General features: G+C 65.6%; 15 protein-coding genes. 2 read left to right on the top strand and 13 right to left on the bottom strand.

From position 1 onward, the window contains the following. Positions 1–182: 182 nt before the first annotated feature. From pcaF to PQQ53_RS11025, 8 genes are all read right to left on the bottom strand, one after another. Positions 183–1,385, bottom strand: coding sequence for a 3-oxoadipyl-CoA thiolase (gene pcaF, locus PQQ53_RS10990; RefSeq protein ID WP_408153156.1), 1,203 nt, complete (start codon positions 1,383–1,385; stop codon positions 183–185). 585 nt (positions 1,386–1,970) lie between these two features. Beyond that, positions 1,971–2,951 (bottom strand): D-erythronate dehydrogenase, encoded by a 981-nt coding sequence (denD, locus tag PQQ53_RS10995; protein WP_408324075.1) that lies wholly within the window; start codon positions 2,949–2,951, stop codon positions 1,971–1,973. Between the two features lie 27 nt (positions 2,952–2,978). Then, on the bottom strand, positions 2,979–3,767 hold the full coding sequence (gene otnI, locus PQQ53_RS11000) for a 2-oxo-tetronate isomerase (RefSeq protein ID WP_408324079.1): 789 nt from the start codon (positions 3,765–3,767) through the stop codon (positions 2,979–2,981). Positions 3,768–3,845: 78 nt separating this feature from the next. Continuing rightward, positions 3,846–5,180 (bottom strand): MFS transporter, encoded by a 1,335-nt coding sequence (locus tag PQQ53_RS11005; RefSeq protein ID WP_408153159.1) that lies wholly within the window; start codon positions 5,178–5,180, stop codon positions 3,846–3,848. A gap of 69 nt (positions 5,181–5,249) precedes the next feature. Next, positions 5,250–5,912 carry a 3-oxo-tetronate 4-phosphate decarboxylase gene (gene otnC / locus PQQ53_RS11010; RefSeq protein ID WP_408324081.1) on the bottom strand — a complete coding sequence of 221 codons (663 nt, stop codon included), beginning with the start codon at positions 5,910–5,912 and terminating at the stop codon, positions 5,250–5,252. Beyond that, the gene (otnK, locus tag PQQ53_RS11015) at positions 5,909–7,222 is read right to left on the bottom strand and encodes a 3-oxo-tetronate kinase (RefSeq protein ID WP_408324082.1); all 1,314 of its coding nucleotides are present in this window, start codon (positions 7,220–7,222) and stop codon (positions 5,909–5,911) included. The genes otnC and otnK overlap by 4 nt, the downstream gene beginning before the upstream one ends. A 15-nt stretch (positions 7,223–7,237) precedes the next feature. Further along, positions 7,238–8,128: an L-threonate dehydrogenase gene (ltnD, locus tag PQQ53_RS11020; RefSeq protein WP_408142793.1), complete on the bottom strand. Its 891-nt coding sequence runs from the start codon at positions 8,126–8,128 to the stop codon at positions 7,238–7,240. An 88-nt stretch (positions 8,129–8,216) separates the two neighbouring features. Further along, positions 8,217–8,921, bottom strand: coding sequence for a FadR/GntR family transcriptional regulator (locus PQQ53_RS11025; RefSeq protein WP_408142795.1), 705 nt, complete (start codon positions 8,919–8,921; stop codon positions 8,217–8,219). 208 nt (positions 8,922–9,129) lie between these two features. On the opposite strand from PQQ53_RS11025, the gene PQQ53_RS11030 reads away from it, so the two are divergent. After that, on the top strand, positions 9,130–9,954 hold the full coding sequence (locus tag PQQ53_RS11030; protein WP_408142797.1) for an IclR family transcriptional regulator: 825 nt from the start codon (positions 9,130–9,132) through the stop codon (positions 9,952–9,954). A gap of 96 nt (positions 9,955–10,050) precedes the next feature. Here PQQ53_RS11030 and PQQ53_RS11035 read toward each other — a convergent pair whose 3' ends face one another. After that, positions 10,051–11,361 (bottom strand): MFS transporter, encoded by a 1,311-nt coding sequence (locus PQQ53_RS11035; RefSeq protein WP_408324084.1) that lies wholly within the window; start codon positions 11,359–11,361, stop codon positions 10,051–10,053. Between the two features lie 48 nt (positions 11,362–11,409). Next, complete coding sequence (locus PQQ53_RS11040; RefSeq protein ID WP_408142802.1) at positions 11,410–12,600, bottom strand: M20 aminoacylase family protein; 1,191 nt, start codon at positions 12,598–12,600, stop codon at positions 11,410–11,412. A gap of 133 nt (positions 12,601–12,733) precedes the next feature. On the opposite strand from PQQ53_RS11040, the gene PQQ53_RS11045 reads away from it, so the two are divergent. Further along, positions 12,734–13,642, top strand: a complete 909-nt coding sequence (locus tag PQQ53_RS11045) for a LysR family transcriptional regulator (RefSeq protein ID WP_408142804.1) — start codon at positions 12,734–12,736, stop codon at positions 13,640–13,642. A gap of 6 nt (positions 13,643–13,648) precedes the next feature. On the opposite strand, the gene phnN is transcribed toward PQQ53_RS11045, so the two are convergent. Genes phnN through phnF form a run of 3 tightly spaced genes read right to left on the bottom strand, consistent with a single transcriptional unit; the run spans position 13,649 to position 15,683 of the window. Then, complete coding sequence (gene phnN, locus PQQ53_RS11050) at positions 13,649–14,203, bottom strand: phosphonate metabolism protein/1,5-bisphosphokinase (PRPP-forming) PhnN (protein ID WP_408142887.1); 555 nt, start codon at positions 14,201–14,203, stop codon at positions 13,649–13,651. Positions 14,204–14,205: 2 nt separating this feature from the next. After that, complete coding sequence (locus PQQ53_RS11055) at positions 14,206–14,928, bottom strand: DUF1045 domain-containing protein (RefSeq protein ID WP_408324086.1); 723 nt, start codon at positions 14,926–14,928, stop codon at positions 14,206–14,208. Next, on the bottom strand, positions 14,925–15,683 hold the full coding sequence (gene phnF / locus PQQ53_RS11060) for a phosphonate metabolism transcriptional regulator PhnF (protein WP_408142808.1): 759 nt from the start codon (positions 15,681–15,683) through the stop codon (positions 14,925–14,927). The genes PQQ53_RS11055 and phnF overlap by 4 nt, the downstream gene beginning before the upstream one ends. Positions 15,684–15,821 lie beyond the last annotated feature (138 nt).

The raw sequence follows: 15,821 nt of genomic DNA on the forward strand, positions 1-15,821 counted from the left end.
TCAAACGATTCTAATTTTTTGGTAGCACGCAGCGAGCCCGCACACATCCGCTGCGTATGAACACACGATACGGCGCATGAAGCACAAAACAAAACAGCCCCATCGCACAAGCGATGGGGCTGTTCATGATGCCTTGCAAAGCAGGGACGCGTGCGAAACGCGACACGCCCCACTTCAAACCATTACACGCGCTCGATAGCGATCGCGATGCCCTGGCCGACGCCGATACACATCGTGCACAGCGCAAAGCGGCCTTGCGTGCGATGCAGCTGATACATCGCGGTCGTCACCAGACGCGCGCCGCTCATGCCGAGCGGGTGGCCGAGCGCGATCGCGCCGCCGTTCGGGTTCACGCGCGCGTCGTCGTCGGCAACACCGAGTGCGCGCAAGACCGCGATACCTTGCGAAGCAAATGCCTCGTTCAGCTCGATCACGTCGAACTGATCGATGGTCATGTTCAGACGCGCCAGCAGCTTTTGCGTGGCGGGCGCCGGGCCGATGCCCATCACGCGCGGCGCGACACCGGCCGTGGCGATACCGAGCACGCGAGCACGCGGCGTGAGGCCGAAGCGCTTCGCCGTTTCTTCGTTGGCGAGCAGCAGAGCCGCCGCGCCGTCGTTCACGCCCGACGCGTTGCCGGCCGTGACCGTGCCGTCCGGACGCACCACGCCCTTGAGCTTGGCAAGCGTTTCGAGGCTGGTCTCACGCGGGTGTTCGTCTTGCGACACCGTGACCGGATCGCCCTTCTTCTGCGCGATCGTCACGCCGACGATTTCCTGCGCGAGCGTGCCGTCGCGTTGCGCACGAGCCGCCTTCTGCTGGCTGCGCAGCGCGAATGCGTCCTGATCGGCGCGGTTGATGTTGTAGTCGGTCGCGACGTTTTCGGCGGTCTCCGGCATCGAGTCGACGCCGTACAGCTTCTTCATCAGCGGGTTGACGAAACGCCAGCCGATCGTCGTGTCGTAGATCTCGGCCTGGCGCGCAAACGCGCTGCTTGCCTTGGGCATCACGAACGGTGCGCGGCTCATGCTTTCGACGCCGCCCGCCACCATCAGCGCGGCCTCGCCCGACTTGATCGCGCGCGCGGCAATGCCGACCGCGTCCATGCCCGAGCCGCACAGACGGTTCACCGTCGAGCCCGGCACGCCTTGCGGCAGGCCCGCGAGCAGCAGCGACATGCGCGCGACATTGCGGTTGTCGTCACCGGCCTGGTTCGCGCAGCCGTAGATCACGTCGTCGATCGCGTCCCAGTCGACGCTCTTGTTGCGCTCCATCAGTGCCTTGAGCGGCACCGCGCCCAGATCGTCGGCGCGCACCGACGACAACGAACCTGCATAGCGGCCAATGGGGGTGCGAATCGCGTCGCACAGGAATGCTTCGGTCATGTGATGTCTCCAGTTGATGTGCTGCGCGCGCGGCGCCGTGGCCGGCCGCTCTGGCGCTGGCGCCAATGTGGACGGGATGCGCTGAGGCATCGGCCCGGCGAGCGCAACGGGAAGCGGTGACACGGCAGCCGTCACGTCGAGGCAGCTTAGCGCAAGATGGTGAACGACGGTTTCGAAATCGCCATTTGTTCTTTATACGAACACACGGTCATATATCGAACAACGAGACTCGATGATAGGCGCGGGCGCGAAACCATGTCAAGCGCGGCCAGGCCCGCACCAGGGAATACGTGCAGGCCGAACAATGAGGGCGCAGTGGCCGTCATGCGTCGGATGAATTGTGGTGAACTGCAAGGCCGCTTAAGGGAGCGGCCTTGCCGGAGTACAACCCGTGGCTGTTGGCCTGGAGTTAAAGCTGAAGCCGCAGACAAGCTCTGTGCACCCGCTCTGGTGAGCGGGCCGTCGGGAGCGTAACTGCTGGCGAGCCCGGAGCTCAAGCTAAAAACGAAAGCCGTGGCCGCGCTGAAACTGAAACTGAAACGAAGCCGAAGTCAAAGCCCAAGCCCAGGCCCAAGCCCAAGCCCCTCATCGAACCTCGATCCCCTCATCCGCGATATACCCGCGAATCACGTCCGCGAAGCTGCGATCGCCGCTCAGTCCGAGCCTTTCGGCGCGCGACGTGTCCCACTGCCCCGGCCAGCTGCCGACGATCTTCTCCACACGCGCATCCGGCTCACGCACGATCCGCTGCGCGACCGCGTCGCCGGCGACCTCGCGCAGCGCGGCGATCATCTCGTCGACGCTCACCGAAATCCCGGGCAGATTCAGCACGCGCTGGTTGCCGAGCGCGGCCGCATCGATTTCGAGCCCGGCGATCAGGCTCTCGATCGCCTTGCGCGGCGACAGCAGCCACAGGCGCGTCGAACCCGCGACCGGGCACGTCGCCGATTCGCCGTTCAGCGGCTCGCGGATGATGCCGCTCGCGAACGACGACGCCGCCGCATTCGGCCGCCCCGGCCGCACGCTGATGGTGGGCAGCCGCAACACGCGGCCGTCGACGAAGCCACGCCGCGCGTAATCGTTGAGCAACAGTTCCGCGATCGCCTTCTGCGCGCCATACGACGACTGCGGATTCAAGGCGGTGTCGTTCTGCACGATCTCGGGCAGGTCGCCGCCATAGACCGCGACCGAACTCGTGAACACCACGCGTGGCCGATGCCCGCGCTGCCGGCAAACTTCCAGCAGCAAGCGGGACGCATCCAGATTGATGCGCATGCCGAGATCGAAATCCGCTTCGGCCTGGCCGCTCACGATCGCGGCCAGATGGAAGATCGCCGAAGTTTTGTCGTCGATCACGCGTTCCAGCACGCTGCGCTCCGCGATGTCGCCCACTTCCGTGCGCACGCGGCTGTCGCCGAAATCGCCCGCACGCACCACGTCGAGCAGCACCAGCTCGGTAATCGCTTGCGGCGCGCCTTGCTGGTCTTTCAGGGAACCGCGCGCGAGCAGTTCACGCGCGAGACGCTGGCCGAGAAAACCCGCGCCGCCGGTAATCAGTACTTTCATGATGGGTCGTCTTTCGTTTGATGAGGGTTAGCGGGCGGCGGGCAGATAGGGCTTCAACCAGCCGAGGCCGGCGGAAGTGCCCGCGCGCGGCCGGTATTCGCAACCGATGTAGCCGTCGTAGCCGAGCGAATCGATCAGTTCAAGCAGATACGGGTAGTTCAGTTCGCCGATGTCGGGCTCGTGCCGCTCCGGCACGCCCGCGATCTGGATGTGACCGATGCCCGCCATATCGCGTTTGAGTTTCACCGCGAGATCGCCTTCGACGATCTGGCAGTGATAGCAGTCGAACTGCACCTTCAGATTCGGCGCGCCGACTTCCACGCAAATCGCCTGGGCGTCGTCCTGACGGTTCAGGAAAAAGCCCGGCATGTCGCGCGTGTTGATCGGCTCGATCACGACCATGAGGTTCTCGGCTTGCGCGGTCTGTGCCGCATGCGCGAGATTCTTCAGATACACCTCGCGATGTTTCGCGCGCGGCTGATCCGCGCCGATCAGGCCGGCCATCACGTGCACCTTGCGGTTGCCGAGCACGCGCGCGTATTCGAGCGCGGTGTCGAAGCCGCGCCGGAACTCGTCCTCGCGGCCCGGCAGCGAGGCGATGCCGCGCTCGCCGCCCGCCCAGTCGCCGGGCGGCGCATTGAAGAGCGCCTGCGTGAGACCGTGCGCGTCGAGCCGCGCCTTCAGTTCGCCGGCGCGGAAATCATACGGAAACAGATACTCGACCGCTTCGAAGCCGTCTTTCGCGGCGGCGGCGAAGCGGTCGAGAAAAGCGTGCTCGTTGTACATCATCGTCAGGTTGGCGGCGAAACGAGGCATGGCGGCAACTCCTTGAAAACGGTGTAAGCAAACGCGCGGCGCAAGCAATGAACGGGCGCGCCGCGCGCCAATGTCGATTTAGCGATTGACCAGCTTCGCCGGCGTGAGCCACGTGGCCACCGCGCCGATCACCAGCATGCCGGCCAGCACATACATGCCGGTCTGCGTGCTGTGCGTGAGGTCTTTCAGATAGCCGATCATGTACGGACTCGCGAAGCCCGCGAGATTGCCGATCGAATTGATGATCGCAATGCCGGCAGCCGCACTGGCGCCCGACATGAACGCGGTCGGCAATGACCAGAAGAGCGGCGCGCAGGTCAGCACACCGGCGGCGGCCAACGACAGGAACGCGATCGACACCACCGTGTTGTCCGCGAACGAAGCGGCCACCGTGAAGCCGACCGCGCCGAACAGCGCCGGCACGATCAGATGCCAGCGGCGCTCGCGGCGCTTGTCGGCGCTATGGCCCATCACGTTCATCACGACGATCGCGCAGAGAAACGGGATCGCGCTCAGCAGACCAATGTTCAACGCGCCGCTCACGCCGGTCGATTTGACGAGCGTCGGCATCCAGAACGTCAGGCCGTATTGCCCGGTGACGAACGCGAAGTAGATGAGCGACATCCACCACGTGCGCGGATCGCGAAACACCGCGCCGAGCGAGTGCTTCTGGTTTGTCTCCTGCGGCTGCGCGGCGGCGATTTCATCGGTGAGCAGGCGCTTTTCGCGCTCGCTCAGCCATTTCGCGCTGGCGATGCCGTTGTCGAGATAGAGGATCGTCGCGATACCGATGGCGACCGCGGGAATCGCTTCGATCAGGAACATCCACTGCCAGCCCGCGAAACCCGAGCTGTTATGGAACGCCTGCATGATCCAGCCGGACAGCGGGTTGCCGAAAATCCCCGACACCGGAATCGCCGACATGAACACCGCGATGATCTTCGCGCGTCGATGCGACGGAAACCAGTAGGTCAGGTACAGGATCACGCCCGGATAGAAACCGGCCTCGGCGAGACCCAGCAGAAAGCGCAGCAGATAGAACTGCATCGGCGTCTTCACGAACACGAACAGTGCGGACAGCAAGCCCCACGTGATCATGATCCGCGCGATCCAGATCTTCGCGCCGATCCTGTGCATCAGGATGTTGCTCGGCAACTCGAACAGGAAGTATCCGATGAAAAACACACCGGCGCCGAGGCCGAACACCGTTTCGCTGAACGCGAGATCCTGCGACATCTGCAGCTTTGCGAAGCCGACGTTCACGCGGTCCAGATAAGCGACCACGTAGCACAGCATCAGAAACGGCACGATGCGCCAGAACACCTTTTTGTAGGTGCGTTCAACTTCGGCAGCGCCGGGCTGTGCCGCGCCGGCGGCAACGGGACGGCTTGCTGCGGTCTGATACGAACTCATGCATTGTCTCCTTCCATGAATAGCCTCATGCGCCGCTTCAGGCGGCAGGGCCTTGTTGTGCCAGCTTCTTTACCAACGTGCGCCGAACACGGCGCGCAGTTCTTCGAGTGCGGCTTCGTCGAGCGGAGCGGGCCGTGGATTCGTCATCAGCCACAGGCGCGCGGTCTCTTCGAGTTCTTCGAGCGCATAAGATGCCTGCGCGACGGAACGCTCCCACACCACCGGCCCGAGCCGCTCCAGCAGCACCGCGCGAACCGTATCGGCAAGCGCGGCGATCTGCGCGGCCACTTGCGGATCGCCCGGACGCTGGTAGCGAATCAGCGGGACGTGGCCCACTTTCATCACGTAGTACGGTGTAAGCGGCGGCAGCACGTCCGCCTCGCTCCACACGCCCGCGAGCGTCAGCGCAACCAGGTGTGTCGAATGCGTATGGACGACGCCGCGCGCCGCGCTGTTCGCCGCATAGATGCCGCGATGCAGCGCCAGCGTTTTCGACGGCTTGCCGCCCGACACCGCGTTGCCGTCGAAATCGACCTTGGCGATATCGGCGGGATCGAGCCGGCCGAGGCACGCGTCGGTCGGCGTGATCAGCCAGCCGTCGTCGAGCCGCGCGCTGATGTTGCCGGCGGTGCCCACCGTATAGCCGCGTTCATAGAGACTCGCGCCGCTCACGCAGATTTCCTCGCGCACGCGGGCTTCATTCGAAGTATGGAGTGCGGGTGTGCCGGTCATCGCGCGGCTCCGTCGAGATGACGCAGCGCCTTCTCGAAGAAATCGGTCGTGCCGAAGTTGCCTGATTTCAGCGCGAGCGCGAGCGGTTCGGCGCCGGTCGTCGCGGTAGCCGGCACGCCCGGATCGATCTGCGCGCCGATGCGCAGCGTGCGCACGTCGAGTGCCTGCACGACCGCGCCCGATGTTTCGCCGCCCGCCACCACGAACTTGCGCACGCCGCGTTCGAGCAAGCCGCGCGCGATCGACGCGAGCGTCGCTTCGACCAGATGCCCCGCTTCGTTGACGCCTAGCTCACGCTGCACGGCCTTGACTTCGTCGGGTGTGGCCGTTGCGTAGATCAGCATGGGCTCGCCACGTTCGAGATGCGTTTGCGCGAACGCCAGCGCCTGCTCGACGACGGCTTCGCCGCGCGCCGCCGCCAGCGGATCGATGCGAAACGCGGGCCGGTTCGCGCGCCATGCCGCCACTTGCGCGTTGGTCGCCTTCGATGCGCTGCCTGCCAGCACCGCCGACAGACCTTCGACACGCGGCAATTGCGCGGCGTCGTCCTGCTCAGCGAGCAAGCCCGCGCGCCGGAAGTTGGCCGGCAAACCCAGCGCGACGCCGGAGCCGCCGGTGATCAGCGTCAGGTCCGCGCAGGCTTCGCCGAGCACGTGGAGATCGGCGTCGGATACGGCGTCCGCAATCGCCATGCGCACGCCGTCCTCACGCAGCGCGTCGAACGCCGCGCGCACGCTCGCCACGCCTTTGGCCACGGCGTCGTAACGCACGAGGCCGACTTTAGATTGCGTCTGACGTTGCAGCACGCGCACGAGGTTCGCGTCGCGCATGGGCGTGAGCGGATGGTTTTCCATCCCCGACTCGTTGAGCAGCACGTCGCCGACGAACAGATGGCCGCGAAAGATCGTTCGGCCGTTCTCGGGAAACGCCGGGCAAGCGATCGTAAAAGCGCTCGCGTTGCCGCCATCGGCGCTCAGCGCATCGAGCAGCGCATCGGTCACCTGGCCGATGTTGCCCGCGTCGGTCGAATCGAACGTCGAGCAGTACTTGAAGAAGAATTGCCGGCAGCCTTGCGCGCGCAGCCAGTCGAGTGCGGCGAGCGATTGCGCGAGCGCATCGGCGGCGGGAATGGTGCGCGATTTCAGCGCGACCACCAGCGCGTCGGCCTCGATCGTTTCGCTCGATGCGGGCACGCCGATCGTCTGCACCGTGCGCATGCCGCCGCGCACCAGCATGTTGGCGAGATCGGTCGCGCCGGTGAAATCGTCGGCGATGCAGCCGAGCAGCGCGCGTTTCGTTGTAGCCGTCATGGATCGCTCTCCTGCTTACTTCGCCGCCGGCACGTCGATGCCGGGGAAAATCTTGATCACCGCGGAATCGTCTTCGCCACCGTGGCCGGCCGTGGACGCCATCATGAACATCTGATGCGCGGCCGCCGACAGCGGCAACGGGAATTTCGAGCGGCGCGCGGTATCGAGCACGAGGCCCAGGTCCTTGACGAAAATATCGACCGCCGACAACGGCGTGTAATCGCCCGCGAGAATGTGCGGCACGCGGTTCTCGAACATCCACGAATTGCCCGCGCTGTGCGTGATCACCTCATACAACGCGTCGGGGTCGACGCCTTCGCGCAAGCCGAGCGCCATCGCCTCGGCGGCCACCGCGATATGCACGCCGGCCAGCAACTGGTTGATGATCTTCACTTTCGACCCCGCACCGTGCGCCGCACCGAGGCGGTACACCTTGCCGGCCATCGCGGCGAGGACGTCCTCGCACGCGGCATAGGCGGCGGCCGGGCCGGACGTCATCATCGTCATCTCGCCGGATGCGGCGCGCGCCGCGCCGCCTGAAACCGGCGCGTCGAGCATTTGCAGACCGGCGGCCTCGACCCGCTTGCCGAGTTCGATCGCGAAGTCCGGCGCAACCGTCGCACTCGCGATCACCACGCCGCCTGGCTTCATCGCGGCCACCGCGCCCTGCTCGCCGAACAGGACGGCGTCGGTCTGAGCCGCATTCACGACCAGCGTGACGACCACTTCGCACTGCGCACCAAGTTCGGAAGGCGTTGCGCAACCCACGCCGCCTTCAGCGACGAACGCCTGCAGCACCTCGCTGCGCAAATCGCAAGCGTGGACCCGAAAGCCCGCTCGCAACAACGACCGCGCGACACCCAGGCCCATTGCACCAAGACCGATGACACCGACATTTCTGGACATGCTTGACCTCTATGAATTCGTTCTGCGTTGTCGCGCCCGATGAGCGCATGCGTTGATCGGCGCCCTCGCTGCGCCATGGGCTGAAACCTCAGCAAATCCCCGCTTCCGCGAGGCGCCGTGCGGCGTTGTACATATGCGTGCGCGCCGCGTTGCGCGCCGCCATCGGATCCCCCGCGCGAATCGCGTCCGCAATAGCCGCATGCTCTTCGCGCACCTGGCGCGAAAAGTCCTCGCGCAAGGCCTCGTTGCGGCGCGTGACGACAGTGCCCGCCTCCAGGTACTGATTCAGAAAGGTGAGTGTCTTGAGGAAATACGGATTGCCGGTGGCCGCCGCAATCGCACGATGGAACGCGACGTCTTGCGCGACGCCCTCCTCGCCTTCGGCCACCGCCTGATCGATGCGGGCAAGCGCGGCGTCGATCGCGGCCATGTCGGCATCGCTGCGGCGCATCGCGGCTTCCGACGCGACTTCCGCTTCGATCGCGCGACGCAGCGCCAGGATCTGCACGACCGAGCCGGGCTCGGCCGCTTCGGCGGAATCGATCCGCAGCGGCCGAACCGTGCCGTGCGCCGCGACGAACACGCCGCTGCCCTGGCGCGGCTCGACCACCCCTTCGTTCTTCAGCCGCGAAATCGCCTCGCGGATCACCGTGCGGCTCACACCGAATTGCTGCGCCAGCGCGGCCTCGGTCGGCAGCTTGCCGCCGCGCTCGAAAGTGCCCTTGTCGATCTGCTTCAGAAGCTGCTGGGCGACCGTGTCGCTCAACGCCCGCGCAGGAATCTTGTCGAACATCGATGCCTCGATTGATCATGTTATCGGGTCATCATACAAATTTTGAATGCGACCTGCATCCGCGCAAACCCTGGTATTTTTGGGCAAATCGGTGTCGAGTTGGCGAATCACAAAGGCTTAAGCTATCGTCACGCCTTTGCGCCACCGCGCGCCGCGTGAACCGGTGCGGCGTCGCGCGCACTTTTCTCGAACGCATTTCTCAAGGCCCATGAGCAAAGCCCTGCCGCCGTCTTCCGCCGTGCCCGCCAGCGCCGAACCGGCCCCGGACAAACCGGGCGACTCGTATGTGCAGTCGTTCGCGCGGGGCCTCGCGGTCATCCGCGCGTTCGACGCGACGCGCCCCGAACAGACGCTCACCGATGTCGCCGCCGCGACCGGCCTGACGCGCGCGGGCGCGCGCCGCATTCTGCTGACCCTGCAGACGCTCGGCTACGTGGAGTCCGAGGGCCGCCTGTTCCGCCTCACGCCGAAGATTCTCGACCTCGGCTTCGCGTACCTGACGTCGATGCCGTTCTGGAATCTCGCCGAGCCGGTGATGGAAAGCCTGTCGGCGCAAGTCCACGAAAGCTGCTCGGCGGCCGTGCTCGATCGCACCGAGATCGTCTACGTGCTACGCGTGCCGACGCACAAGATCATGACCATCAATCTGTCGATCGGCAGCCGGCTGCCTGCGTATTGCACGTCGATGGGCCGTGTGCTGCTGTCCGCGCTCGACGACGAAACGCTCGACGCGACGCTCAGCTCGACGCCGCTCTATGCGCATACGCCGCGCACCGTCACGGATAAGGAAGAACTCAAGAGATTGATCGCGCAGGTACGCCGCCAGGGATGGGCGATCGTCGATCAGGAACTGGAAGGCGGGCTGATTTCGCTGTCCGCGCCGATCCGCAATCGCCAGGGGCGCGTGATCGCGGCGATGAACATCAGCGGCAACGCGCAGCGCAATTCGGCGAAGCAGATGGTGAAGGCGTTTCTGGAGCCGTTGCAGCAGGCCGCGCAGACCGTGTCGGAGATGGTGGCGCGGCGCGGTTGAAGGCGGTTCGCCTGATTGCGAAGCGAGCGCGCGCGGCTTGCCCGCGCACCGTGATCAAGGCTACGGAAAAGGCGCGGTTGAAGGCGCCACGATCACTCAATCGATCGATTCATTCGCGGTCTCCCTGAGCATCGAGACCGCAATCAGCGACACCACCACGCACGCCGCCACATAACCGGCCGGCGCCAGCTTGCTGCCGGTCACGCGGATCAGCCAGGTCGCGACCAGTTGCGCGGTCCCGCCGAATACGCACACGCTCACCGCATACGCGATCGAAATGCCGGTGGCGCGCACGCGCCGTGGAAACGACTCGCACATCAGCGCGAATTCCGACGCCGAGCCCATCGAATAGAACACCAGCATCAGCGCGGTCAGCGACATCACAACCGATAGCTGCGGAAAGCGGTTCATCAGCATGAAGGCCGGAAACAGCAGTACGACCAGCACGCCACGGCCAAACAGGATCGGCCGCTTGCGGCTGCCGATGCGGTCGGACACGAGGCCGAACAGCGGGCACGTGATCAGCATCACGAGGCCCGACGCGACGCCGACCAGCATCGACAGCGACATCGGCAGGCCGAGCGTGTGGATCGCGTAGGTCGGCATGTAGAACGTGAGGATGTAGGTCGAGACCGTGCCGCCCATCACCGTCAGCGTGATCAGCACGAGCGGACGCAGATGCGCGGTGAAGAGTTCGTGCAGCACGCCGCGCTCGATCCCGTGGCCGTGCGCGCTGGACGTATCGTCCGCGAGACGGCGGCGCAGGTAGATGCCGACCGGCGCGATCAGCACGCCGAGCAGAAACGGCACGCGCCAGCCCCAGCTTTCCAGCGCTTCCTTCGACAACGCCGCCGAGAGCGTGGCAGCAATGCCCGCGCCCATCAGCGCCGCGCCGCCTTGCGTCGCCAGTTGCCAGCTGGCGCGAAAACCGCGCCGCCTGCCGCCGCCCTGTTCGAGCAGCGTGGAGGTGGCCGCGCCGAACTCGCCGCCTTGCGAGAAGCCTTGCACGAGACGCGCGAACACGATCAGCAACGGCGCGGCGAGACCGATCCGGGCGTAGGTCGGCGTGAGCGCGATCAAGCCGGTGCTCGCCGCCATCAGCATGATGGTCAGGTTGAGCGCGGCCTTGCGCCCCTTGCGGTCCGCGTACACGCCGAGCAAAACGCTGCCGAGCGGCCGCGTGATGAACCCCGCGGCGAAGGTCGCCACCGACAGCAGCAACGAAGTGGTCGGGTCCATCGACGGAAAAAACAGCCTGCCGATGATCACGGCGAAAAAGCCGTACACGGTGAAGTCGAAGAATTCGAGCCAGTTGCCGATCACCGCGGCGGCGACCGCGCCCCGGCTGGAGATCCGGTTCGTGCCTGCGGCGTCGAGGGTGCGCCTCGCGTCGGTGGTGGTGTTCATCGTGTGGTCTCTTTCGTCGTTATGCCGGCCGTACCGCAGTGTCAGGGCTCACTGCTCCAGATACCGCTCCACCAGCCGCGTCCAGAACGCCGCGCCCACCGGCAGACTGCGATCGTTGAAATCGTAGTGCGGGTTGTGCACCATGCACGCATCCTCGCCCACGCCATTGCCGATCCGCAGGAACGTGCCCGGCCGTTTTTGCAGCATGAAGGCGAAATCCTCGCTGCCCATCAGGATGTCGGTGTTCGCGACCACCTTGTCGTCGCCGACGAGTTCACGCGCGACCTGCACCGCGAAATCCGTTTCGGCATCCGAATTAACCACCACCGGATAGCCCTCGATGTACTCGACCACCGCCTTGCCGCCATAACTCGCCGCCTGGGTTTCGGCGAGTTCGGTAATGCGCTTCTTCAGTAGCGCGCGTACTTCGGGGCTGAACGAACGCACGCTCAGTTCCAGTTTCGCGCTGCTCGAAATCACGTTGTTGGCGGTGCCCGCATGCATCGAGCCGACCGTCACGACCGCCGGCTGCGATGGATCGACGTTGCGCGCGACAATCGTCTGCAACGCCATCACGATGCTCGCCGCGACCACGACCGGATCGACGGTCAGATGCGGACGCGCGGCATGCCCGCCAACGCCTTCGATCGTGATGATCGCCTTGTCGCCCGCCGACATGAACGGCCCCTTGCGAAACAGCAGCGTGCCGGGTTCCGCGCCCGGATGGTTGTGCACGCCGAACACGGCGTCGCAGGGGAAGCGCTCGAACAGGCCGTCGTTGATCATCTTCAGCGCGCCGCTGTCGATGCCGCTCTCTTCCGCCGGCTGAAAATACAGATGCACCGTGCCCGAGAAGTTGCGCGTGGCCGCGAGATGCTGCGCGGCGCCGAGCAGCATCGTCGTGTGGCCGTCGTGGCCGCAGGCGTGCATCTTGCCGTGCGTGCCGCTCGCATACGGCAGGCCGGTTTGCTCGATGATCGGCAACGCGTCCATGTCAGCGCGAATGCCGATGCTGCGGCGGCCGTCGCCCACCTTCAGCGTGCCTACCACGCCGGTCTTGCCAACTCCGCGCGTCACCTGCCAGCCCCATTGCTCCAGTTTCTCCGCGACCAGCGCGCCGGTTTGCAGCTCCTCGTAGGCCAGTTCCGGATGGTGATGGATGTGATGGCGAATCTCGCGCAGGCTCTGCGCAGCAGGCTCCAGATCGGACACTTCGGTAAAACGCGCGGCTTCTTTCATCTCGATGGCTCCGTGAAATCATGCCGCGCAAACACGCGGCAAACAGCTCGCCACTATAGCCACGCCGTTTTGTTCGAATAAGATGCTATTTTTTTCACCCTGATTAACAAGTCTTATATAGAGGATTACCCTCATGAAGCTGCAGCAGTTGCAGGCATTCGTCGCGGCCGCGCATCACCGCAGCTTGCGCGCCGCCGCGCGCGAACTCGGCGTGACGCAACCGGCCGTCACGCATACGATCCGCGAGCTCGAAAACGCGCTGAACGCGGAGTTGATGGTGCGCAGCGTGCGCGGCATCGAGTTGACGGCGTGCGGGCTCGCGCTGCTGCCGCGCGCCGAGCAGTTGCTCGGTGACATGCGGCGCACGGTCGAAGCCGTCGAACAGGTGAAAGGCGAACTGGCCGGCAAGGTCAGCGTCGGGACCATGCCGTCGATTGCGCTCACGGCGCTGCCACATGCGGTGTCGAGCTTTCGCCGGAAGATGCCGCTGGTGAACCTGCATCTGGAGGAAGTGACGATTCCCGATGCGCTCGCGCGTTTGCGCAATGGCGCGCTCGACATCGCGGCGCTTCATCACGTGCAGGCGCTCGACAGCGATCTGGTGCAGGCGCCGCTCTACTCGACGCAGTTCGTGGTCGCGCTGCGCGCCGGGCATCCGCTTGCGAACGTGACACGTCTGCACGAGCTGCTCGACGCCGAGTGGATCGCGACGGTCGGCGCCGATCACTTTCCGCACAGCGTGATGATGGCGATGTTCAACGCGCACGGCTTGCCGGTGCCGAAACGGCTGGTGCGGGCGCCGTCGTCGTTTGCGGTGACGTTGGGGCTGGTGTCGCAAACCGACGTGATCGGCTGCTTCACGCGGCCGCTCGCGCAGATGGTCGCGCCGCTCGGCATCCGCGTCGCGCAGATCGAAGACGCGCTGCCGAACTACGATCTCAGCATCATCTCGCGGCGCGATCTGCTGCCCACGCCCGCGGTTCAGCAGTTCGTCCTGTGTTTGCAGCAGGCGACGCGGGAGCGGATGGCGGCCGGTGAATAGTCCGCTTTAGTGAACCCCGGCGCGCGCCATGAGAATCTCGATCAAGGCGTGCCCCGCGTCTTCGAGGCGGCCCGAATTGTCGATCGTCGTACAACGCACGCCCGCGGGCAATGAGAACGGCGCACGCCGCGCGAGCCGCGCCGCGACCTGCTCCGCGGACTCACGCGCCCGCGCGCCAAGACGCGCTTCGAGAATATGCGGCGCGGCGTCCACGTGCACGATTTCCGCGTGCGGATAGCGCGCCAGTGTGTGCTGCACATGCTGCCGCGAGCCGTTGACGACCACCGTGCAACCGCGCGCCAGCCACGCATCGAGTTCGATGCCGATGCCATAACGCAGCGCGTGACTCGACCATTCGAGCGCGAACAGGCCGAGCACCGAACGCGCCGCGAACTCTTCGACGCTCAACGCCACATGCACTTCGCCGTTGCCGCTCGGCCGCGTGATGTAGCGGTGCGCGAACAGGATCGGCTCGCCCGCGAGACGTTGGCGCGCGAACGCCAGCAACGCGTCCTTGCCCGCACCGGACGGCCCCATTACGTAGATCAAACGCCCCGCCATGGTCATGCCACCTCGCCAGTGCGGAACGGCAAACGCTGCCACAGCACGAACGGCTCACCGGGCGCCGGCTCGACGAAGAGCGCGGCCTGATCGACGCTCAACGGCCCGAGCGCGGACGTTTGCTGCCGCCACCAGGCAACCAGCGCCGCGCGCTCCTGCAAGTCGGCGAGCGAACCGGACAGCGTCATGTGAAAACGGAATTCGTCGAACACGTACGGATACCCCCAATCGATTAACAACGCGCGCTGCCGTTCGCTCAGCGGCGCTTCGAGCCGGCGCGCGAGGTCGGCAGCGGACGGCCGCGCACGCAACGGGTGGAACGTTTGCAGCGCGCTACTCGCCAGCGCGCGAATGGCGGCCTCGCCATGCTGATCCACCGGACGCAGTGCGACGAAATCGCCGAGCGTCGCGGCTTCCACCGGCAACATGAACGCGTGCTGCGTGAGCGCCCATGCACGCGCCGCGGCCAGCAGGTGGTCCTGCGTGACGCCGGCCGCGAGATGAAATGGCGCGACCAGCGTGCCGTGCCAGCCATAACGGCGCGGCGCTTCGGTCAACTCCGTCAGCGCGCGCGTCAAGCCTTCCGGTTGAGGCGGCACGTGGCGCTCGCCACTTTGCGCATCGCGGCCGAGCCATACCGAGCCCGCCCGCCACCACTCGGACGCGCCCGATGGCGCGTAATACACGGCAAAGCGTGCGCCGGCGCTCCACGCAGCGCCGTTCACAGGTCGTGCTCCACCAGCAACTGCACGCGATCCGCCGCGAAATGCGTGAAGCCGTATTTGACCGGCGTGCCTTCCAGATCGACATCGACGTTTTCGACCCACAGCACCGGCTGCTGCCGGTTGATGTTCAAACGCCGCGCCACTTCGGGCTCGGGCAGCACGCTGCCGATGCGGCTCCACTTACGCAGATAGTCGTCGACGCCGAACTCGGCCATCGACTTCGTGACGCTGCCGGTGCGCTCCAGTACCTCGGGCAGGCCCGCGAACCGCGTGGCCGGATACCAGCTGCGCGCGAACGTGAGCGGCACGCCGTCGGACTCGTGCAGCGATTCGATCCGGTAGACCGCCGCGCCCGCCCGCAGACTGAGCGCCTTCGCGACACCCGGCTCGGCCTTCACACGCGCCGCCGACAACATCGTGCCCGCCGCCGCGTGATGCTGCTGGCGCAAGTTCTCAGTGAAGCGCGTGCGGCGGCCAATCGAATAATCGATCGCGCCGGGCTGCACGAAGGTGCCGCGCCCCTGCTCGACGCTGACGAGGCCCAACGCGGCCAGCCCCAGCATCGCCCGGCGCACGGTGTGCCGGTTCACATCGAAGCGTTTGGCCAGCTCGCCCTCGCTCGGCAAGCGCCCTTCTTCGCCGAAGCCGCTGGCCGCGATCTCGGCCGCCAGAATCTGCTCGATCTGCCGCCACACGGCAACGCCCGCGCCGCGTTCGAGCGTCGTGCCCGGCATCGCGTTGTCGTTCGATGTCATGGTGCTGTCATTCCCCCAGGGTCAAATATTCGGCATGGTGTGCATTGTAGTGCGCAAGCCGTGATGAAAATGTGAAACGGTGGCACACATGCCGATGCGCGACAAGGTACCTCTAAACGTCTAGACGTTTAGATGAAT

The sequence above is a fragment of the Paraburkholderia strydomiana genome (assembly GCF_046030495.1).
Classification (GTDB): Bacteria; Pseudomonadota; Gammaproteobacteria; order Burkholderiales; family Burkholderiaceae; genus Paraburkholderia; species Paraburkholderia strydomiana_A.